21 protein-coding genes are annotated in these 22,345 nt (G+C 35.1%); 15 read left to right on the top strand and 6 right to left on the bottom strand.

The genetic code is table 11. The features are described 5' to 3' along the window. Positions 1-24: 24 nt before the first annotated feature. On the bottom strand, positions 25-741 hold the full coding sequence (locus tag IGJ28_RS17785; RefSeq protein ID WP_103301265.1) for a replication initiation protein: 717 nt from the start codon (positions 739-741) through the stop codon (positions 25-27). A gap of 1,581 nt (positions 742-2,322) precedes the next feature. On the opposite strand from IGJ28_RS17785, the gene IGJ28_RS17780 reads away from it, so the two are divergent. Then, entirely contained in the window at positions 2,323-3,816 is a 1,494-nt protein-coding gene (locus tag IGJ28_RS17780; RefSeq protein ID WP_438845594.1) for a primase C-terminal domain-containing protein, read from the top strand. Positions 3,817-3,968: 152 nt separating this feature from the next. Continuing rightward, positions 3,969-4,256 carry a type III secretion system protein PrgN gene (locus IGJ28_RS17775; protein ID WP_438845593.1) on the top strand — a complete coding sequence of 96 codons (288 nt, stop codon included), beginning with the start codon at positions 3,969-3,971 and terminating at the stop codon, positions 4,254-4,256. Between the two features lie 344 nt (positions 4,257-4,600). Here IGJ28_RS17775 and IGJ28_RS17770 read toward each other — a convergent pair whose 3' ends face one another. Together IGJ28_RS17770 and IGJ28_RS17765 are read right to left on the bottom strand one after the other, a co-directional pair. Further along, positions 4,601-5,287, bottom strand: coding sequence for a hypothetical protein (locus IGJ28_RS17770; protein WP_138372277.1), 687 nt, complete (start codon positions 5,285-5,287; stop codon positions 4,601-4,603). Between the two features lies 1 nt (position 5,288). After that, a complete protein-coding gene (locus IGJ28_RS17765) occupies positions 5,289-5,714 on the bottom strand; it encodes a DUF4158 domain-containing protein (RefSeq protein ID WP_138372276.1) in 426 nt (141 codons plus the stop codon). 203 nt (positions 5,715-5,917) lie between these two features. Between IGJ28_RS17765 and IGJ28_RS17760 the strand changes: the two genes are divergently transcribed. The 3 genes from IGJ28_RS17760 to IGJ28_RS17750 all read left to right on the top strand — a co-directional run bounded on the left by IGJ28_RS17760 (position 5,918) and on the right by IGJ28_RS17750 (position 7,211). Then, a complete protein-coding gene (locus tag IGJ28_RS17760) occupies positions 5,918-6,484 on the top strand; it encodes a recombinase family protein (RefSeq protein WP_103301260.1) in 567 nt (188 codons plus the stop codon). 77 nt (positions 6,485-6,561) lie between these two features. Further along, positions 6,562-6,783, top strand: coding sequence for a hypothetical protein (locus IGJ28_RS17755; RefSeq protein WP_103301259.1), 222 nt, complete (start codon positions 6,562-6,564; stop codon positions 6,781-6,783). Positions 6,784-6,878: 95 nt separating this feature from the next. Continuing rightward, positions 6,879-7,211, top strand: a complete 333-nt coding sequence (locus IGJ28_RS17750; protein ID WP_438845592.1) for a hypothetical protein — start codon at positions 6,879-6,881, stop codon at positions 7,209-7,211. A 654-nt stretch (positions 7,212-7,865) separates the two neighbouring features. Here IGJ28_RS17750 and IGJ28_RS17745 read toward each other — a convergent pair. Continuing rightward, entirely contained in the window at positions 7,866-8,801 is a 936-nt protein-coding gene (locus IGJ28_RS17745) for a hypothetical protein (RefSeq protein ID WP_438845591.1), read from the bottom strand. Positions 8,802-9,522: 721 nt separating this feature from the next. On the opposite strand from IGJ28_RS17745, the gene IGJ28_RS17740 reads away from it, so the two are divergent. From IGJ28_RS17740 to IGJ28_RS17725, 4 genes are all read left to right on the top strand, one after another. Continuing rightward, complete coding sequence (locus IGJ28_RS17740) at positions 9,523-9,834, top strand: hypothetical protein (RefSeq protein ID WP_103301256.1); 312 nt, start codon at positions 9,523-9,525, stop codon at positions 9,832-9,834. Between the two features lie 153 nt (positions 9,835-9,987). Beyond that, the gene (locus IGJ28_RS17735; protein WP_242387880.1) at positions 9,988-10,419 is read left to right on the top strand and encodes a hypothetical protein; all 432 of its coding nucleotides are present in this window, start codon (positions 9,988-9,990) and stop codon (positions 10,417-10,419) included. Positions 10,420-10,506: 87 nt separating this feature from the next. Next, a complete protein-coding gene (locus IGJ28_RS17730) occupies positions 10,507-10,704 on the top strand; it encodes a hypothetical protein (RefSeq protein ID WP_135172256.1) in 198 nt (65 codons plus the stop codon). Between the two features lie 281 nt (positions 10,705-10,985). After that, complete coding sequence (locus IGJ28_RS17725) at positions 10,986-11,186, top strand: hypothetical protein (protein WP_138372272.1); 201 nt, start codon at positions 10,986-10,988, stop codon at positions 11,184-11,186. Positions 11,187-11,279: 93 nt separating this feature from the next. Here the strand turns inward: IGJ28_RS17725 and IGJ28_RS17720 are convergent, their stop codons facing one another. Then, positions 11,280-11,717, bottom strand: coding sequence for a hypothetical protein (locus tag IGJ28_RS17720; protein ID WP_138372271.1), 438 nt, complete (start codon positions 11,715-11,717; stop codon positions 11,280-11,282). Between the two features lie 636 nt (positions 11,718-12,353). On the opposite strand from IGJ28_RS17720, the gene IGJ28_RS17715 reads away from it, so the two are divergent. Next, the gene (locus IGJ28_RS17715) at positions 12,354-12,710 is read left to right on the top strand and encodes a hypothetical protein (protein WP_257603533.1); all 357 of its coding nucleotides are present in this window, start codon (positions 12,354-12,356) and stop codon (positions 12,708-12,710) included. Between the two features lie 241 nt (positions 12,711-12,951). Beyond that, the gene (locus tag IGJ28_RS17710; RefSeq protein ID WP_138372269.1) at positions 12,952-13,197 is read left to right on the top strand and encodes a hypothetical protein; all 246 of its coding nucleotides are present in this window, start codon (positions 12,952-12,954) and stop codon (positions 13,195-13,197) included. 293 nt (positions 13,198-13,490) lie between these two features. On the opposite strand, the gene IGJ28_RS17705 is transcribed toward IGJ28_RS17710, so the two are convergent. Next, entirely contained in the window at positions 13,491-13,736 is a 246-nt protein-coding gene (locus tag IGJ28_RS17705) for a hypothetical protein (RefSeq protein ID WP_138372268.1), read from the bottom strand. Positions 13,737-13,888: 152 nt separating this feature from the next. Between IGJ28_RS17705 and IGJ28_RS17700 the strand changes: the two genes are divergently transcribed. The 4 genes from IGJ28_RS17700 (at position 13,889) to IGJ28_RS17685 (ending at position 22,285) form a co-directional block, all read left to right on the top strand. Beyond that, positions 13,889-14,905: a LysM peptidoglycan-binding domain-containing protein gene (locus tag IGJ28_RS17700; protein ID WP_138372267.1), complete on the top strand. Its 1,017-nt coding sequence runs from the start codon at positions 13,889-13,891 to the stop codon at positions 14,903-14,905. A 183-nt stretch (positions 14,906-15,088) separates the two neighbouring features. Beyond that, on the top strand, positions 15,089-16,816 hold the full coding sequence (locus IGJ28_RS17695; protein ID WP_438845590.1) for a SpaA isopeptide-forming pilin-related protein: 1,728 nt from the start codon (positions 15,089-15,091) through the stop codon (positions 16,814-16,816). Between the two features lie 666 nt (positions 16,817-17,482). Continuing rightward, a complete protein-coding gene (gene ltrA, locus IGJ28_RS17690; protein ID WP_252712687.1) occupies positions 17,483-19,288 on the top strand; it encodes a group II intron reverse transcriptase/maturase in 1,806 nt (601 codons plus the stop codon). A 156-nt stretch (positions 19,289-19,444) separates the two neighbouring features. Next, entirely contained in the window at positions 19,445-22,285 is a 2,841-nt protein-coding gene (locus IGJ28_RS17685; protein ID WP_438845600.1) for a VaFE repeat-containing surface-anchored protein, read from the top strand. Positions 22,286-22,345 lie beyond the last annotated feature (60 nt).

Here is a 22,345-nt window from a genome sequence, read left to right as displayed (position 1 = left end):
GGTAAATATAAACATGTATTTATTTTAGTCAATTAGTTCGGATTCTTTTTTGGTATGTCTTACCTTGATGCCAAGTGTTGTGCGACCCTCTTTAACAGATTCATACTCGATGTTCATAGTAGTTAGGTTATTAATGTCCTCTTTAGCTTTCCTGAGATACGAAAGGACTCTGTACCATTCAAGATGCTCTTTTTGGAATAACTCTTTTACCTCTTCTACTGAAAGATATATTTCAGTATTAGGTTTACAGGACTGTAAATATTCGTAAAGCTTCTTTGCGTGAATACTTTTTAAATTTACTACGTCAAGGAAAAACAGCTTAGTAGATTGACCTTCAACTAGATTTAATAAGTACGGAGCAAGGTCAGAATCAAGTCTCAACTTAACTTGGCCATTCTTTATGTATGGTTTGTCAAGCCAGCGACCGATTGTTTTAGCTCCGTCAGGTAGCTCAATCCAAAAGCCTTTATTAGCTAAATTTAGTAGTGCTTTTTCAGTATTTTGATGGGCAGCCCCACCTTGACCAAATTTACATATTTCATTTAATTCTGCGATAGATGTTTCAACTGTAAAAAAATCACCGTCGGTTTCTTTGATATTTGTTACCATATAATCGACCAGAGTAAGTTCTTTTGCTGACAAGGAATGTTTCGCTTTTTGAATTAAGCTATTGGATTTTTGGAGTGTTTTGTTCCTTTTGTTGTCTATTTCGTTTAGATCAAATAGCACAATGTTTTCCATAATAATACCGTTTTACCTTTCTAGAAGATTTTCTCTATATACAGTATACTACACATGTTTATGTACATCAATATATTTATATACATAAACATATTGATTATTAATCGAAATGAAAAGTATGATTCTTGGACTAGTGTTTTATATAGTTCTCTAGGTATCAATATACATAAACATGTTTATATTCGTGTATATATTTATGTGTATGTATAGATATAGGATTTGGAAATTTCTATTACTAGAAAAGATGGACATTAAGGAATACGAAACAAATAGCATAATATTTTCCATAGCAATATCGTGTTACCTTCCTAGAATTATGTTCTTTAAATGAAGGATACTTACCATGTTTATATACACCAATATATTTATATACATAAACATATTGGCATTTAATCAAAATGAAGGATTATGATTCCTAAAGTAATGTTTTATAAAGATCTTTACTGCTAACAAACATGATTGCGTGCATGTTTACGTATAGGTACATATTAATGTATATGATTAATGCTTTCTGGCAGCAGTAAGATGCGCAATAAGGAATCTGAAATAAATAGCATAATATTTTCCATAACAATATCGTGTTATAACTCTAGAAAATTTTCTACATAAACATAAACAATTCTTTTCGAATGGAAATACATGTTGGTATATACATGAATATAAACACGTACATATACATACACGTATACATGTATATGATTGAGAATATTCTAGTAGTTGTAATAATAGACATTAAATCTTTTAAATCAAAAATGGGGCATCGATCATTGAAATAAAAATGCACGTCAGAAAATAGAGTGAATCAGTGAGCGGAAATAGCATATAATTTTCCATATGAAAGTTAGTTATGATTCAAGATATAGATATATAAATATAAGAATCCAGACTGTGGTAGATAAGAGAACCCGAAAAATGTAGCATAAAAAATTCCATAGTATCTATTTGTATTAATGCAACGGAACTGAGCGAAAATGAAAAGTAAGTAGCATAAGTTTTTCCAATATTTATAAACATAAATATAGCTATGTTTATGTTTATAAATATGTCTAAAGGATAGTGTATCATTGGTTTTGGAAACCACAACAGCTGATGCTAGTGGGATAATTACAAAAATCAATTTTTTATCTTTATGGAAAAACATGTGCTATATTCGGAGGTGGAAAAAGGTTGATATTACGCTATTTGTATATTTAGCATAAAAAATTCCATGAAAAAGGGAGTTTACATGTTTAAGAAGTATGGGGTAAGATGATATAGAAGAAAAATACATAAAAAAGAGACGGAAAAATAAGTGAATTGGACCTCACCTACTTTTCTGAATCACATAAGACACTATGTGTTCTCGCTCGTCTCCGGAATTTATGTAAGTGGCTGACAACCACTTATGTAATTGGATAAGTTTCTTCGGACTGACAATCCGAACTTACAAGTTTATCTTACCATTTTTAGACGAGCAACTCAATATATATACGCTTATTTTGTCATGCAATTTTAAAGAAATTTTGACTTTCTAGGCCATTGAGGGAACACAAAACGAAAGATTATTTGTGTTCTCTTTTTGTTTGGAAAGGATAAGTTGGCATGGTAGCTTCTTTAGACGTCGTTTATTCAACGATCTTACAAAACGGTATTCGTAAATTTAAATATAAAAATAGCCGCCTTAAACCGTTCACTTTTAGTGATAAATCAGGAAAAGGGGCTATCTTTGCGTACCGTTCAAAGGAACACATGATCGAAGGAATCGGCTTGGTAATTACGTCGGAAGAAGGAATTATCGAAAACAATAATAAATTTAGCCATTGGACTCCCAATGTTTATCGATATGGAACCTATGCAGATCAAGGACGCCAATTTACAAAGGGCCACTCGGAGGACAATTTGCGACAAATCAATACCTTCTTCGTTGACTTTGATACCTTAGACCCGAATTTTGACTATGGAGAAATTTTATTGGCAAGCCATGAGCTGGGTTTTATGCCAACAATGGTTTTACGTACGCCTCACGGATATCAGGCATTTTATGTATTAGAGAAACCAGCTTATGTCACAAAAAAATCCAACTTCAAAGTGATCAACGTAGCAAAAATGATCTCTAAGAACTTGCGTGATGCCTTGGCAAAAGACTTTCCTGTAGATGTGAATGCCAATCATTTTGGAATCACACGAATGCCTTCGGAAGATAATCTTCTGTTTTTTGAACCACAATACCGATATAACTTTGCGGACTGGATCAACTGGTCGATGCGTATGGATGCAGATAAAGCAGCAACCTATAAGAACGTCTTTGAATTACCGTCAAATCAAGATTTCCGCCAAGTTGATGAACCCTGGTTCCGTTTGTTGATGCGAAGTGAAAAGATCCAAGGAGAGAAGGGGAGATACGGCCGAAATAATGTCATTTTCACTTTATCCTTAGCCTATTTTTCTTCCGGATACGAAATTGAAGAGTGCGAGTTGGCAATGTTAGAGTTCAACGATCGATTGGCTAATCCTCTTACTGATAGGGAATTGACTCGAATTATTCGATCAGCTTATTCGAAAAAGTACCAGGCAGCGCATAGGGAGAAAATAATTTTGCTATGCCAGGAATGGGTTGATGAAAGTTTATCTGAAGAACAGCTGTTTAACAAGAAAAAGGGCTGGTGGAAATTTAAAAAAGAGCGTAAAGCGCGCAAATATTCGCACAGTCATGAGTGGGCGCAAGATCTTTTGGAATATTTGAACCAACAATCATACACCTATAAACCTTATATCGTTTCTACAAAGAAACAACTGAGAAAAGAACTAAAAATTCCTGAGCGCTCGTTGGACAAAGTACTGAAGCAACTGAAGAACGAAAATAAAATCTATTTCCGGATCCGTTCCGGACGAAATGGCGGAATCACTTTAGCGTCGGTCTATGGCTTGATGCGATCACTCATCCGAGTGAAGAAGAAAGTCCAAGAAGCGTATTTTAGTGCAATTTCAGAGGCTTTTGGATTGGCACGTACATTTATCTATGAAACGCTGGAACAAATGTTAGAGGGCCCCAAGAAGGCTGAACAAATGAAATTGTTTGAGGTAGATACTGGATAAAATTAAAACCCGCAAATTGCCTTTTACATTATATCTATGATACTTTCTCTCTTTTTCTATGACCCTAAGAGACCTGTCTTGCTTGCTCGTTTTTGAGAAGAGTAGTACTATTACTGCATACGCAGTGATATCGAAGAGGAGGCTTACTAACTATGAGTGTGAAAACCTACGTGTATCCACATCCTATCAATGCTTTTGTCATTGGGCGTTTAGGGCTTAGTGTTGAGGAGTTTTGTGAACTGCATGGTTACAAACAGGGTACAGTATCTAGCTGGGTAACGAGAAATAGGTCAGTTAAAGCTATTCCATGCGATTTTCTTTATAGTTTGAGCCTATCTGCAAGTATACCTATGGATGGGGTCTACAAAGAGTTGCTACTGCTGGAAGAGCAGTTTTATCTCAGTATGAATCCCAAAAAAGAAAAGACGTATGTCGATTAGGTTTTGAGAGTGTTTGAAGGAGGAATTGTCCCGAAAACTTATTGATGGCTTGGACTGAACGAAGTGAGGGAAAGGCATCAATAACGTCGAGGGCTACATGAGCTTGCGAATGATGGTTTGTTTCTTTTTAGAAGGAAGTCTTTGAGTTACTGACTTTAGGATAGGGAAATAATTTAAAAATTAATTGATTGATCATAATAAAAAGAGCCTAAATAGCTCTTTTACCAATTTATGGTGATCTTATTTTTATGGTTTTGTTTTTCTTGTTTTTTTAGGTTCTCAAATGAGTTTTGATATGCCTTAAATGCAGGTGTAGTTCCAAAAATTGCTTTACCAGATTTTAACTATTTTTCGTAACACTCTAGAATTTCTAGCTCCTCTTTCTCGCTGTTTACAGTTAAATAGAGCAGGCGATAATTCAAAAAATGGGCTTGGAAGTAGTAGAAAAAGTTGTTGTTGTGTTTCGATAGTTCTTTTAAATCAAAGAGGAGCAATGTTGCTGTTTCAAATTCTTTGTTATCGATGAGTATATCCGCGATATTGCTTTGACATATAGGTATATATGTCTGAAAAATACGTGGCCGCAGTTCTAAATCCGGATTGTTTGAACGGAAGAATTTTGGCGCTATGGCTTTCAATTGAGCAACAGTAAAGTAAGTGGTTAAATCTCCTACTAATTTTAGGTCGATGGAAGTTAGTATTTTTGATTGATAAATTCGGTTGAAAATAGATTCCATTTCGTCTGAAGAAATGGCTGGAATTAAGTTACTATAGCTTGAATAGACTGCTTTTAACAAGAGAAGAACCTTATGTATACCATTGTTTTTCTCTTGTTTGTAAGTATTTTCTACTTCCAAATAAAAGTGTTCTATGTCGGAGAGATTGCTGCTTTTTTGGGTTGTCAACTCATTAAATTTTTTGTGAATGATCCTTTCTGATTCTGATGTAAATAGGCTTATAGCTTCAATGTCTTCCCAATTCGCGTGTAACCTATTTACTTCAAGATTGATGTGTATTTGACCATTTTTCATTTTAGAATAGCATATCTGAAAGCATTTCAGTTGTTTCAGTCGTATGTGAAGCACGAGATAAAAGCCAATCATAGAGAAATTTCTGGCAATCAGAGTCATGAAAGTTTCTATACGAATAGTGATCTTTGATCAATTGTGTATGTTGACTGATTGTCATTTTCCTAGAATAAGAATCAAATTCACGTGGATCAATAGATAATTGATTAGCCAGATACACTATCACTTCTAACGGAATTTTTGAAAATTCAGTAAAAAAAGTTCCTAAAAATCGCACTGTACCAAGCTGTACAGCAAAATCAAGTTTAGTGGAATCTAATCTCATTTCATTAATAATTTCCCTATCAAAATCAGTTAATTGAAAGTATAACTGTAATTGTTCTTCCGAAGGAACACCCACAAACGTACCAAAAATTTTTTCTTTTACCATTCATTCCTCCAAACTTTCCAAAAACTATCGTCTTTTGATACCCTAGCATAACCAATAATCATATAAATTCCCTCCAAATTATATTCTTGCTTATTATGAAGAGTTCTCTTCTTTTTGGCAACGGTTTATTATAAACTTTTTTATAATGAGTTTTTGAAAACTGGAAATGCTGACAAATCAAGAACTCAAAATAGACAAATTAGATTCTAAAAAACTATCAAAATTTAGATCGTCAAATTGATCAGTTAAAAAATTTTGGTGCAGAGAAGATTATTAAAGAAAAATATACAGGTACAAAAAGAAACCGCCCAGGAATTGAGCAGCTTCTTCAGACGATTCGAAAAGAAGACAGTGTTGTAGTAGAAAGCATTTCTAGACTCGGACGTAATACTTTGGATATTTTGAACTTGATTCAAGAATTGGATCAAAAACAAATTCAATTTGTTTCTCTCAAAGAGAATATGAATACTTCAACACCCACGGGGAAGGCCATGTTACAAATGATGAGTGTGATCGCAGAATTAGAACGGAATCTTTTGGTTGATCGAGTCCGTGAAGGAATCGAAGTTAGTAAAAAAAGAGGGGTAGCGATTGGCCGTCCTAAAATTCCACAAGAGAAACTAGATATTGCAGTTCGAATGTACAAAAGTGGCGATTATTCTGTCAAAGAAATCATTGAGACCAATCAAATATCTACAGGAACCTTTTACCGTGAAATCAATCGACTAAAATTGAGAAAGCTAAACAAAAGAACCGAACAACCGACTTAATTGTCCATTAGTTGTTCGGTTTTCTACCGCTATTTTCTGTACGGATGTTCCAGTGACCCCAAGGACGGGAAAAGACTTTGGATACAAAAAAAGAAACGAAAAAAGAGCTTCGGAAATATCTTTCTCTTGTGGCATATTGCCACGAAGAACATTTGGCTTTTGATCATGAAATAGGGAAAGATCCTGATTGCTTAAGTTGTGAAAATTTCAAGAAGCTCACTGCTTATGTCAAAATTTTTGAAAAAAAATGGCCTCTTATCGCGACTAAGAGACGATTGAAGTTGTTGAAAGGCAAATAAAGAAGCGCTCAAAAGGAGTATCCTTACTTTCAGGGTCGGTTGTTAACAAGTGAAGAAGCGAGTGCAATTTATGTTGAAACTGGACCGGATTCTTATTGTCAATTACCAAAAGTTTCGGAGAAAAAATGTGGGATCATTGCAAGGAAAAGAAAGCGCATAAAAAGAAGTGTCATTACTGTCATACCGATGAATACCTGGTCTATACAGGGGAGAATCCCCAACAAGTGATTGATTTTTGTATAGGGTCTGATGTTTTTAAAACCAAGAAAAAGAACAAAATGCAGATTAATTCGGCCAAAGGATCAATCAGTGCAACACCAGGAGACTATCTGGTAAGAAACAAGTTGAATCAGATTGCGATATACTCGTCCGAAGAGTTTAATCAGTTAATTGAGCCTGAAACGTTTGATGTTTGGAAGAAAATGTAACAGGGCTATACAAAAGAAAAACGTCTGAAGCTGCTTCTAAAATGTTTTGTCACTTTTGACGAATCCCATAAAAGTTGTTATAATTCAGGTGTAGGTAAAAGGTGCTGGTAACACCTTTTACAAAACTGTTACGGCAGTGATAATAGGCTTAGCTTAAAGGATTAGTCCTTTAAGCTTTTTATTTTGTTCGCAATCTCTAAGATCAAATTAATGATCGTTAAGATTGCTAGAATATTTTGCAACATTCTATTTCAGAACGTAACCTTTCCCATTCCACTGTTATTCATTGGCAGACCTCCTTACAACCAACGTTTCAAATAAGAAATTGCAAAGTTGATTGGGGTCACCACGACCGGACAGCGCTACACCTGAATTATAGCAACTTTCTTTTCTAGTATAACATATTGAATTTTTTGGTGTGATTGTAAAATTAATCATATTCTATATTGCATTTTTTATTTTCCGGGTATAAACTATTTTTATCTAATTAAATTTTTTCATTTTTTCCTTTGGGAGCTGCTAATGCAGCTCTTTTTTCTTGCACTTTTTGATAAAAAAACAAGGTATATGGAATCACTGGATTTGAGTTTTATTGAGAAGTTTAATTTCAGAAAAATACAATAAATATTTAAATTAACTTTAGATACCCCTAAATCAAACATTTCTAAAAATTATTTTAGTGTGATTTTCTTGCGATTTTTTTAAATCATTAAATGAATTTACGAATGGTTCTATATTTTGCGGAGCCTCTTTGAATAGTAATTGTGCTGCATTTATCCAGTCTTCAAATTCTTTTAGTATTTTACTTTTTCTATGTTCATTTTCTTCTTTGAAAAATTGTAATCGATAATTTAGAAAGTGGTACATGAAAATATAAAAAAAGGAGTTGATGCAAGTAGAAGTTGATTTTAAATTATCAAGGATATTTTCTGCTTCAGCAAAATAGGCATTGTCTATAAAGATGTCGGCAATATTCGATAATCCCTGTAAGGTGTATAACTTTGATGATCTGGGATTGACTAAAAAATCTTCTAAATCTTTTACCATTAGCTTGGGATATAACTCGAGCAATTGTGGGATAGAAAATTCAGATGTTAAATCACCTATTATTTTATAATCAACAGAAGTTAATATGGTTGAAATGTTTATATTTTTAAAAATTGATTCAATTTCATTCGGTTTAATTTTTGGAATATAGGAGCTTTCTTGGGAATAATATTTTTTTAATAATAAATATAAACGTAACAATTGGCTGTTCTTCAAATCCAGTGAAGAAATTTCTTGGAATAATTCTTCAATATCGCTTAAGGAGGATTTGGGATTACCTGTCAATTGATTATATTTCTTTGAAATTCGATTAATTTGAGGATCAGTAAATAAGTTGAGCGATTCTACATCTGTCCAGGAAGCATTTAAACGAGAAAGAAATTCATATCCATCTTTTAAACTTAAAGAGAGTTCTCCTTTTTTTATTTTTGAATAAGTTGATGGATCCATAATTCCTAAACATAATTCTTTTTGTGAAACATGTTTTGCTTGTTTCAGGTTTTCAATAGCATTAATTAAATGGTTAATCTCTAATTGTAGCATAATTTTTATTTTATTTGGCAAAAATGGAAGATTCTTCCATTTTTAATTTTTTCCTTTCTTTTTCATTTTAAATCTGATAAATTTTATTTATAAATATTTATGTTTTTTTTATTGTGACGATATTTATCTTAATTAGAAAAGAGGTTTAGTAATGGGCTATTTATTAGGGTTTATTGGTAACATGGAAGAAATGTTGCGTGATATACAAATTGTTACCCGTGGATAGTGAAAACAGTTGATTACAGATTTACAAGCCTAATAATCTTGTGTTTTACTTAACAATATGGTAACGTTTATTCAATAAAAATAGAATAGTTGCTAGTTTCGGTTTGAAACTAGACAAAAAAGGAGCCATTGCCCCTCTCGCTAATACTAAATTGGCGTTTAGTATTAGGTCGTTGAGGGAACAATGTCAGCCCCTATGTAGATAGGACCTACATATGCTGTTTGCTCCTCCTGTCACAGTTTGAACTGCAACGGTCATATTATATCAGAACTTTATAGGGGAAGAAAGCGAACTTTCTTTCGGATTTTATAGAGCTAGTATCTATGACGGATAGTTGTTTATTAAAAATAATTATCTAGGACTATAAGTTACTAGGATAGAATGACTTGCGGTATCGTGACAGTGAGGGCGAGGAAGTGTATGTAAATACGCTTCCTCGCCCTTTTTTGTCTAGTTTGAGATAAAAACAAACGATAGAGGGGAGGGAGAGACAAAATGGAAAAATACTTGATGAAGTATGGTTATCGTTGTGTTTTATTTCGCAAAAAAGATCAGACTGGAAAGATAATAGCTAAAAACTATTTAATCACAGGTACTAGATTGATAGAGATAAAGATCAGCCACGTAGCTAATCGAATCTCTTATGTTGAAACAGGAAAAGAAGTTCGTTTTCGAGAGATTGAGAGATATATCCGACTAGTTTTTGATAAGCAAGGAATACTTATTGCAAGACGGGTGAGTCTTCGTTCTCCTCTTAGATTTACAGGAAAAGGAATGGGAAAACTTGTTACAAAAAATGTGATATGAGTAAATTATTTTTACTTTGGAAGCAGAGAAACAGTCTTATAAATTGATTGTACAAGAGGCTGCGAATTTTGACATAGGATTAAATAAAAAGTGCCGACACTTGATCCAAAGGTGATGTATCAAGAAGGTCAAGAGTAAAAAAGGGAGCATAAAATGAGAGAGATTACTGCTATACAATTGGTAAAGGATTTGTCCATTTTAGATACAATGGATCAATTGCTGACGTATTATGCTCGTTTTTGTTTAGATGATTACTTGGTTGAGGAAGTGCAGGAGGCAATCAAAAAATGTAATGATATTTATCCAGCGTATCATTTTACACATGAACTTGTTTACGGTGGATTTGGTCATGATTTAGTAGTCATTGACATTAAACGAAAGCAGGCATATGACTGTATCCCAAAATTCCACACTTATGAAGAACTGTTTGAGAAACTTGAAAAAAAGTATGGCATAAAAACCACTGCGAAATTTCATTGTAAGCCAACTGAACGGCTGACAACTAAAGAATTTCAACAAATACTTGCTTTTTATCAAAGTATTTGTGTAGATAGTTTATTTGAAACAGATGATAATGTTACATGAGCATGACTTGATACAGTTTATAGATTAATTCTACTATCAAAAAGTAGTTGACTAGCTGGAAGAAATTAAGGGATGGAGGAAGCTAACTTGAAAGAATGTAAGTACTGCACGCCAAAAGAAGGCACTTGTTATGGTGAATCACTTAAAACTGATTTCAATCAAATTGATACCAGAATTGATGGTCTAAATGGCTGCCTAGATATTAGAGGGAACAATGATGATGATATGGTTTTAATTAATTTTTGTCCTATGTGTGGACGTGATGTTTCAGAAGGTCACGATTAGGTACGCTAGTGGAAGATATAGCGGAATGAGGTGAAAGGAAATGTCTGAAAATCATTTGAAACGATTATCGAAAGGAACGGCAAGTATGTTTGATGCCAATCTACTAATCTTTAAAAGTTTGCTAGAATTTGAAAAACAACGTGTAGAATAGATTGCTAAGTATGGTAACTATGCTACTGTTCCGAGTATTTACAATGATTTAATGAAATGGTTCAAGGTACAAACGGGGTTGGAATATAGCCAACAGAATTTAGTGGTAAAAATAGAGGAGTATGAAAATCATGGGTAAAAGTTTATCACAAGAATTAAGAGAATTTGCTTTTAGAGAGAGTGATGATCCTATAGCTGAACTAGATCAATTAGCGGAAAGAGCAAAAGAATTAGAAATGATTTCTGGTGCGTATAGAATTATTTCTGAAGAATTAGGTCAAGCGGTTGTGTCACAAGCACTTGAAAATTATTTGAAAAAACAAGTTGATTAGTGACAGATACTACTAACTTTAGGAAAAGAAAAATGAAACGGGTATTGTTAATTACGTGTTCTCAAAAAAAAGGTGCAAATGCACCCGTCAAAGTCATTGATAGATTTCCCCAGTTGAATCAGCATCATACACTTCTCCATCTGGAGTAACACGATAGAATCCTAATGTGCCAGTACCTCCGTTTGCAATGGCGGCTTCACTTTGTGCTTTGAATAGATAGTCACTGCCTATCATTTCCCAAAATGTTAGTCTTGTGTCTGCGGAAAATCCGTATTTTTGTTTAATAGCTTCTTTTGCATCCTCTTCATTTGAAATAAGGGATACTTGGCTTGATGAAGACGTTGTATGATTTGAGCTGCTTGTTGAAGAACTTGTAACTTTTGTAGAAGATTTTGTAATTGAGGATCTCACGTAGCTACTAGAAGAATCTTTATAACTTTCATGCGTTGAAGAATTTTTGGTATCGTTATTATTTGCCGAGCATCCTGAAAGAAATCCAATAGCAATAAGGTATAGAAAAATTTTTTTCATAATATATCTCCTTTTATTTTATAAACGAATTATAGCACAGAATAATTATTGAATATGTATTTTTATGGGATGAACTGCTTTTTTGAATAGTCAGTTATCCACCAAGTTAGTGGAATGAATGTTAGAACAGAAGTAGTTTGAAAGAAACAAAATTATAAATGAATCAACATTTTGTATTTGCCTGAAAATCCTCTGAGGATATTTCGAAAGTGAAGGATTTGCTGAAGAAGTTGCTAATTGAAGGGGGAGTCAACGCGGTCCAACGTTAGGTTGACAGCTTTCTAAAAGAGGTATCTTTTAATGGTCTCAAGCAAAAGAATCAGTAAAGTAATGAAGCAGCCGACTAAAACGGTTGTGTAACAACATTTACAGACGATCTTATCTAAAGAGCAAATATGTTCCCGAAGTTATCAGCGTAGCTTATAGGGCTTTGGGGCTACACAGTCGTTCTTGTAACAAAGAACAAATGGCTGTTTGCTACATACATGTAGATACTTGCGAAGACCTTGTCTTAAAGCAAGCGAGCATTTACCGTTTTCTACTAGGGTTAGAGTTATCGGACGCCATAAAACTCGCGAATTTATTTTTGGTAAATACAAAATGTTGAATAAAAAATAATTTTGGAAGGAGAGAACTATGGAAAAAAGTTATAAACAAAAAAGGAAGAACAAACGAATCAAACGTTTAGAGCTGCTGATCCTTTTAAGCAAGGATCAAGACTGGTACAAAAAGGAGAATGAGTTAGTCCACGCAATCCAAAGAAAGGCAAAAGAGTTATCTTTTCCAGAACAACACGCTCATCTGGATTTAACAATAAATAATTATAAAAAATTGTATGAAAGGAGGATTCCAATAAAGGATATGCATCGATATTTTGGTATATCTTCAGGTAGTTTTCTTTACTGGAGAAAAGAAAATGGGCTGATGAAAGAGAACAAAAAACAACAAGAAATAAGTTCAGAAAAAGGAGTATTCAGTGAAAAATCGTATTAGAAAATCGATTAATCCAACTTTTTTAGTTGCCATTACACTAATAACAGGGCTGATTGTCTTATTTAGTTTATTTATTCTATTGCTGTTTTTTATATTTTGCTTCTTTGTACTTTTTGAAACATATGACTGTGATTAATTATAAAAAATAAATAATTCTTTATGACAAACTAATTATTCTATTGTATTATTGGTGTATAAAAATGATTAGAATATTTTGAAAATATAAAAAGGGGAAAATATTTTGGAAAAGGTTACTGTAATGCATGTATTTGATGAAGCACAAGATATTTATAAAAATTTTAAAGGGAGTATTTTTTCATTCGAAATATTAGATAATCATCGAATGTTAAAAGGAAAGCCACCTTATACAAAAAAAGAACGTTTGACGTTGATTTCTTACTTACAACGAAAATACGGTCTTATAAGATCTTATCGAATGATGGATGGAGAGACTGTAACGCATTTCTCCTTTGAAGAAATGAAATAGAAGTAGTAAACAATGAAAAACTCTTTCTGTGAATTAATCAGAAAGAGTAATTGAATCATAGGTAGAATAGAGAGGGTCTCGTTTTGCAAGACCAAACGTATTCTCTAATTGAGTAATTTATATGAGCAAACTAAAAAAACGAACCCTCAAAGAAGTGTGATATAGAAGGTTCGTAAAAGGCTAAAGGGAGTTCGCATTGGTTGGCAGTTAACTAATATTAAGAAATTAATAGATGTGTAATTATTTTAGCCTTTTTATTTAGAATACTAAATTATCTCAAATTGTCAATGTTGTTAATTAGCCGATTTTTTTCTAGGCTTAACTTTTTTTGCATAGGATTCTACGTCACTTTTAAGGTATAGGCGTGTAGTCGAAGGCCCTTTTTCGTCACCGATTTCAATAAAGGGTTTTATATGTTTTCTTTTTATAGCACTGGAAAACCCTTCATAATTTAATCCAGCAACTTTTGAAGCTTGTTTTCGGTTGATTAGATTTGATTCTGCCCATTCTTGAATTTCTTCTAGAGTGGTTAAATTCATAGCTATTCCCTTCTCTCTATAAAATAATTAGAATCTGAACTAAGTTTAGTATATCAAAAAATAAAAGAGGAACAAAATCACTTGCACCGTTGAACTAAGTTTGGTACAATGTATTTGTAAATATTTATTAACTATATTTGGAGGTATAAATAATGAAAAAGTTGAAAGTATTTGTAAGTGTAGTAGTTGGTGCGGCATTAGGAGTTGTGTTTGTAACAAGTGGAACAGATGCCCACGCGTCAGAAGTAGACGGTGTTTGGATTCCACGTACAGTTGATCAAATCAAAGCAGATATTGCGAAAGCTAAAGACAATAAGTATAAGATTATCTGGGGAGATACATTGAGTGGTATCAGTCAAGCAACAAATTTGACGGTACGGAAACTGGTGGACATGAATAAGATTGCCAATGTAGATTTGATTTATGCTGGAAATACGTTAGTTTTTGAAGGAAATGTGGTTTCTGTAGAGGATGATAAAGGAGAAACAGTTGCTCAAACAGTGATTCGACCACAAGATAAGAATGATACTAATAAACCAGTAGGAAAACAGGAAGCTACAAATCAAGCAGAAGAAAAAGCGCAAGAAACATCAGCTCCTGGTCAATCACAAACGAATCAAGCAACGAATACACCAGATACAACACCTGGAACAAACGCTTCTGTTTCCGGATCGAATAACAATCAAAACGGGACAGTTAGCTCGACAACTGGGACAACAGCCCCTTCAAACCAAGCAGAAACTCCAGTACCATCAACTGGTTCTTCTGCAGAAACATCATCAGGTAATCAACCAACACAACCAAGTCAACCCGCGGAAAAACCAACGACACCGACACAACCAAGTACAGGTGGAGAACAAGGCGGTACAACGAAACCTTCTGAAACACCAAAGCCAACTGAACCAACGATTGTACGTGGTGAAATTGGAAATTCTGCAGGTATGAAAGATCAAAATGGAAATGTGGTTTCTGGTTTGTGGGATGATGGTACAGAAGCGAACGAGTTTGGTAATTGGGGTATGATGAATATGGAAAATCCAGACGGTAGTTTAAAATGGGGTGGATATGAAACATGGGGAGTTTACTATAGTGATGGCTCTGAGAAAACAACGGTAAACTTTTATACAGAAGATGAATTTAATAAAATGGCTGAAAATTGGAATAACTAAAGAGAATGAAAGGTACTAAGAAATATCTTGGTACCTTTTTTGTTTGGAGTGAAAAAAGATGGATGCATTACCACGGGTGAGATCACCAGATCAAATAGAATAAGAACAACTATTCACGTCGTTATCGATTTCGGTAATGGCGTTTTATTATAGATAAAATAAAATGGAAAGGAAGCGATTCTTGTGGAGACAAGAACGAAAAAGAGTTGGTTAAAAGCCGCTGCGCTTCTGGTATTTTCTCAGTTCTGCTTTTTGACCGGGACGTTTCAAGCACAAGCAGAAGAAACGACACCCAGTCAACCAGCGGTAGAAACAGCTGTCGCAGCTCCCGCTGAAGCCGTTGAAGTTCAACCGGTAGAAGAAGCAGTTCCAGCGGTAGAAACACCAGCTGAGTCTATGCCAGAGACCGATGCACCGACAACCAACTCAAAAGCAGTCCTTGATCAAACGATGGGGGAAGCGCAAAAACCAGGAGACAGTCCAGCTGTCACGCAACCGGTAGAACCAGAAACAGACAGTTCACAGGAACTTTCAGAAGAAAGTACGTCAAGTATTACACCTTCTTCTGAACCAGCAGAAACAACAGATACGACAGAGGCAACAACAGAAGATAAAGCAGCACCTAAGTTGCCTGCCTTGACGGAACCTTCTGTAGAGAAAGAAACGGATACATCCGCTACTAACACAGAAAAACCAGTAGAACAGCCTGTAGACAATAAGGATACCGAAGAAACGACAGAAGACTCTGTGGTGGTTTCTGATAAGAAAGAAACGACGTTATCGGATAAAGCAGGAGAAGAAACGTCTGTTGTTACTCAACCACGAACAGCCCGTGTTCGTCGTGCCGCAGTTTCCACACGTGCCGCGAATCAAACAGTACATGTCGATCAAAGCTATGGTAGTTCAACGATTGGTTGGAGTCAAAGTAACGGAAATAAAGAACTTGGTTATTATGCAAAACGTGATGATCAAGGAAATATGTTGTGGTGTATTGAACCTGGTGTTCCATTAAATTGGGGTGCTAATGGAGGCTTTACTACGAGCACTTCGAATAATGCGAAACATAAACAAGCAGCGTTAGCGGTTTATTGGGGTTGGGAAAAACAAAAATCTGTTGTTAATGCTTTTTATACAGAAAAACTGGTTCAAGAAATAGTTGCGGGAGTTACTACTTCTAACATTACTGATTTAGCAGGACAAGCCAGTCAAGCAGGTTATGAGGCATTCAAAAAAGCTGTAATGGCAAAAGTAAATGCTTTTTCTAAAAAGCCATCTTTTCATAATGAAACGAAGACAGTAAAAATTGGCGAAACACTAACGTTAAAAGATTTGAATAATGTGTTGTCTTATTACAAGGTTTATAGTAATTCAGCGGATGTCACAGTAAAGATAGAAGGAAATACGTTAAAGATTACTCCGAAAGCTTCTAGTAAACTAAAAGGAAATATTCGTTTTCAATATGATATTGCATCTTCTTACCAAGGTGCGACAATTGTTTATACAGCACCAGGATTACAAGATGTGATTAATGCAAAAGCAGGAGATCCTAATAATGCTGTTTTAAACCTAAACGTCCTTAAACAAGGAAACCTTGAAATTTTGAAAATCGATGCAAAAACAAAGAAACCTTTAGCGAATGCGGAAATCAAAGTCACGATCAATGGCAAAGACCAAACTGTGAAAACAGATAAAAATGGGAAAGCAACGATCAAAAATGTAACGCATGGCACAAAAGGAACTGTTGTCGAAGTCAAAGCGCCAACTGGATACATTTTGAACAAAACAAGCAAAGATTTTACAATCGAAGCGAATAAAACAATCAAAGTGACCCTTGAAAACAAAGAACAATTAGGGATTGCGAAACTCTTCAAAGAAGATGCAGGTGAGACACGTTTCACTATAAGTGGTTAAGCACGAAAAGTGAGGGCTATATTATATAGTTACAATGAATGATTTGATAGTTGGAATGAAAATCGTCATGTTGATTGAAACAACTAGTCTGATACTCCTACATGCGTAAAATTTTGGCAGGAATTTTGGGTATGGAACTAGGTGAAGTCGGCAGAACAAAGCCTAAGTGAAGTAGCTAATTCATAAGGCAATGGATATGCCGGGGCGCTATAAACTATCTATGGTGAGAATGTTCCGATGGAACTGACGAACTTGCGAATGTACGGGTCTAAACTTCTCATATTCTGAAAAGAATGTGCTTGTTTATGCAAGGAACAATACCGAAAAGTAAGAATCTGCGTTATGAAATTCGGGATCGATAACAATGAGGCGATAATTGTTCAGGCTCATAGTAAGCACCTAAGGATAGGTATGAAAAGCTAGAATCATTTGAACGTGGAAAACGAGAGACACTCATCAAACGGCTGTCATCGGAGTGGTGAATATAAGGAGAAATCTGAAATTTCTTAGCTCTCGTGAGAGTAGGGGCATAGTACCTGTGAAACGTCTAATCAACGTGGAGGGATAGCCCCAAGGCTTATTAATCTAAAATAAATATAGATAAATGAAACTCACAAGGTCGAGTAAGAGGATAGGACTAACATAGTTAGGAGCAACAATCTATCAGTGAGTACGAAGTTACGATACTTTGAGTATTATGATATGCAAGGTACTTTTGACTGGCTCTTTCAGCGGAGCTTAAATAATCAAATGAAAGGTGTTAATCTCTATAAAATCATTGTTTCCGATAGAAATATTTTACTAGCTTATAGAATAATAAAGTCTAATACTGGCTCAAACACCGCAGGTGTAGATAATAAAATAATTTCTGAATTTAAAATAAAAGATAAAAATCAATTTATTAAGGAAATTAGAAAAGAGCTAACCTGTTATAAGCCTGATCCTATAAGGAGAGTAGAGATTCCAAAAGAAAATGGAAAAGTTAGACCATTAGGGATACCTACAATTAAAGATAGAATTATACAGCAAATGTTCAAACAAGTATTAGAACCTATTTGTGAAGCTAAGTTTTACAAACATTCTTATGGTTTTAGACCAAATCGGTCGGTACAACACGCTATGGCACGTAGTATGTATCTCATAAATAAGAGCAAATTACACTATGTTGTAGATGTGGACATTAAAGGATTTTTCGATAATGTAAACCATGCTAAACTATTGAGTCAACTCTACACAATTGGAGTTAAAGACAGAAGAGTGCTAGCTATTATTGGGAAAATGTTAAAAGCACCAATAGCAGGAATTGGTGTACCAAATAAAGGTACACCGCAAGGTGGAATTCTTTCCCCTTTATTATCGAATGTTGTCTTAAATGATTTGGATCACTGGATAGCAAGTCAGTGGGAAGAATTTTCCACAAGGCATAAATATTCTATGAATGGAAGCAAATATTCAGCACTGAGAAGAACATCAAAATTAAAAGAAATGTATATTGTAAGATATGCAGATGATTTTAAAATATTTTCAAAGGATTATGAAAAGGCTTGGAAGATATTTCATGCGGTAAAAGGTTATATCAATAATCATTTGAAACTTGAAATATCCCCTGAAAAATCAAAAGTAACAAATTTAAGAAAGCGAAGTTCAGAGTTTTTAGGGTTCTCAATTCGAGTAATCCCAAAGAAACATAAGTATGTAGCGAAAACAAATGTATCTAGGAAAAATAAGAAAAGAATAAAGCAATCGGCTAAAGAAAGAATCAAGAAAATACAAGTGAACCCAACATGGCAAAATATCATGGAGTATAACTCGTTTGTCTTGGGAGTACATCAATATTTCGCAATAGCAACACATGTAAATATTGATTTCACTGAAATAGCCTATGCACTCTTAATTGCGACCTATAATCGTTTAAGGACAAAAGGAGTGTATGAAGTACCAAGAAGTCCACCTTATGTATACAGAAAATTTTATCGAAACAGATATAAAACATTCAAAATAGGAAAAAATTATTTGTATCCACTTAGAGATATTCAGTGGAAAATGTTGAGAAATTTTACTCAAGAAATCTGTGATTATACTGCGACTGGACGAGAGTATTTATACAAACCTTTAAACAGTTCCATAGGAACTGAATTGCAGGAATTAATAAACTCAACACTCGCTGTAAGTAATTTGGAATATGCGGATAATCGAATTTCTAAATATTCCATGCAACGAGGAAAATGTGCAATAACAGGAAGATTTCTTACTGCATCAGAAGTATATTGTCATCACATTATACCCAGAGCTCTTGGTGGAACGGATGAATTTAAAAATCTTGTTGTTATACATGAATGGGCACATATACTGATTCATGCAACCCAAAAAGAAACGATTGAAAGATACGTATGTTTACTTGAATTGTCAGAGAAGCAAATACAAAAAGTAAATGATTATCGTAGAAAATGTAATTTAGCTGATATTTATTAAAGAAAATAAGTTGGAACGCCGTATGCGGTGAAAGTCGCACGTACGGTGTGGAGCAGGGGAAAAGCTGGAGAGCGAACTATTATCATTAGCTAAGGTAATAGACAATCAAAGGTTTACCTATTGCTATAAACTGGAAACAACGCACAAGGTGCTGCTATCTTAGAAGGCGCAGTCTATGGACTTTATCAAGCGGATGGTAAAAAAATCAAATCTGTTACGTTGAAAAATATCAATGGGAAAGTCCAAGCGGAAGTGAAAGATCTGAAACTTTCTTCTTACTATTGGTTAGAAGAAAAAGCTCCAGTTGGCTACAACCTCAACACGAATAAGATCCATTTTGAGTTAGTCTATGGGGATCAAGACAAAGAAACCGTCACAAAAGAAGTCACGGCAAAAGACCAAGTGATCAAAGGAACGATTGAAGGGGTCAAGGTCGGCAATAAAGACTTTGTGGATACCAACAATCCTGACAATAAACCAAAATTAGAAGGCATTGAAATTTCTTTGACCTCGAAAACAACGGGGAAAGTCGTTAAAGCGGTATTGACTGACAAAGACGGTTACTTTACCTTCGGTAAAAATTCCGTTGTTTTTGATACCTATATTGTTTCTGAAACGAAAGGCAAGGAAGGATACAAATTATTTGATCCGTTCGAAGTAACGATTTCCAAACAAGGCCAAACCTTCCGCTATGTCTTAGAAGATAAGGTAATCGAACAACGCATTAAAGTGGTTAAAGTCGATCAAGAAACAGGAAAAACGATTGCTTTAGCTAATACGGAATTCAAAATCTTTGATACCTTAGCCAATAAGTATGTCACCTTTGCCATTCCAAATGATACCGAAGTAACAGATATTTTCCGGACAAATGACAAAGGATACCTTGTTACGAACGGTACGTTTACGTATGGAGTAAATCGTTATCGGTTAGAAGAAATCAACGCACCAAAAAATTATTTGTTAAACAAAACACCGTTGGTGTTCTCGATTACCGATGATACAGAACCAATCAAAGTGATCAATTTTGCGAACCGTCAAGCACGGAAAAACGTGAAATTGTTCAAGTATGAAGAATGGAACAAGAAGAAAACACCGCTTGCGGGTGTGACTTTTACGCTGTATAACGGCGAAGGAAAAGCCTTAGGGGAATACACCACCGATACCAACGGTGAACTTCTAGTCAAAGGCTTAGTCGCTGGATCTTACTATTTTACCGAAAATGCGCCATTAGAAATCTTCCAACCAAATACAGACAAACAAGCATTCACCGTCGTATTCAAACAAAATGCGCCAGATGATGGCGAAACGCTGCTGGTTTCTGTACGTAACTATTTGATTCCACCAACACTTGAAACACAAGCGTCGAATAAAGAAGACGGAAAAAAAGTCATTGATCCACTTGAAAAAGTAGTAATCAAAGACAGTGTTTCTTATACGAACTTGTTTGTTGGGAAAGAATACACGATTTCAGGGGTATTGATGAACAAGGCAACCAATGCGCCGATCTTACAAGATGGTAAAGAAATCAGAAAAACGTTGACCTTTATTGCAGACAAAGCCAATGGCACAAAAGACCTGGAATTTGTGACCAATGCTAGCGCCTTAAAAGGTCAAACGATCGTTGTCTTTGAAAAACTTTTCCGTGATGGCATTGAAGTTGCAGCACACGAAGATATTACGGATGAAAATCAAAGTGTCCGGGTAAACAATCCAACGGTTCATACCACAGCTGTATTTGAAGATGGATTGACCGTCGCAGATCCAACGGGTCGATTTACTTTAAACGATACCGTTGAAGTCAAAGAGATTCTTCCAGGAAAAGCTTATTTGGTCAAAGGAATCTTAATGGACAAAGCAACAGGTGAACCATTGCTTGTTCATGGAAATACGGTAGAAACAAGTGTAGGCTTTATTGCCAAAGCAGAAAACGAAACGGTGATCGTGCCATTTACTTTTGATCTAACGGACTTAAATGGTCGTGAAATCGTCGTGTTTGAAAGTCTCTTTAGAAATGATGAAGAATTGGCGAATCACAAAGACATCAATGATAAAGGCCAAACCGTACGGGTGACAAATCCAAGTGTTCGCACAACCGCTACGCATAAACCAACAGGGTTAAAAGTGGTCAATCCATTAACGAAAGTAACGATTACAGACGCTGTGAAATACCATGATTTGATCGTTGGGAAAACATACACAGTAACCGGTATTTTAATGGATAAAGCAATGGCACAACCGGTGCTAGTAGATGGAAAAGAAGTTACAAGTACGTTGACGTTTGTAGCAGAACGTACCGATGATACGGTGAATCTAGACTTTGTATTGGACGCACGTACACTACGAGGCAAAGAAGTGGTGGTTTTTGAAGATCTGTTTAGAGAAGGCGTATTATTAGCCTCTCATGCGGACATTACTGACAAAGACCAAACCATTAAAGTTGTCAATCCAATCATTACGACCAAAGCCACCAATGCGAATGGTGGAAAAGAGATCTTGGCCTTGCCAAATCAAACAGTATTGGAATGGGTCAAAGTAGATGGTTTAGCAATCGGTCAGTTGTACAAGCTGATTGTTCAAGGCTACTTAACACCAGACGGCACGCCATTTGAAGGTACACATGCCGAAAAAATCTTTACGGCAGACAAAGCTACCATGGAATTCTTGTTTGAATTCTTGGTAGACGGTCGCAATCTTGCCGGAAAAGGGTTGAGTTTTGCGGAATGGCTGCAAGCGAAAACAGAAGATGACAAAGAACCGTTTGAAGAAGTCGCACGTCACAACGTGGATCTAACGAATAAAGATCAAACGGTTCAAATTGTAGAAGCACCAAAGCCCCCACAACCAATGAAACCAGAACAACCAGTCAAAGAAGCCTCTATGATGCCAACGTTGCCAAAAACAGGCTCTGAAGACAATGTGTTATGGATCATGATTGGAATGATCTTTGTCCTTGCGGCAGGATTGATAGGTTATGACTTATACAAAGTCAAAGACTAGGTAGGATGAACAAACGGTTAGAAATTCTAGCCGTTTGTTTGGTTTTAGAGAGAAGGAAGG

Origin of the sequence: Enterococcus sp. AZ091 (genome assembly GCF_051714805.1) — a bacterium.
In the GTDB taxonomy this organism is placed as follows: Bacteria; Bacillota; Bacilli; order Lactobacillales; family Enterococcaceae; genus Enterococcus_D; species Enterococcus_D gallinarum.
Note: the sequence above shows the minus strand (reverse complement) of the source record. Positions and strands in the feature narration are given on the sequence as shown.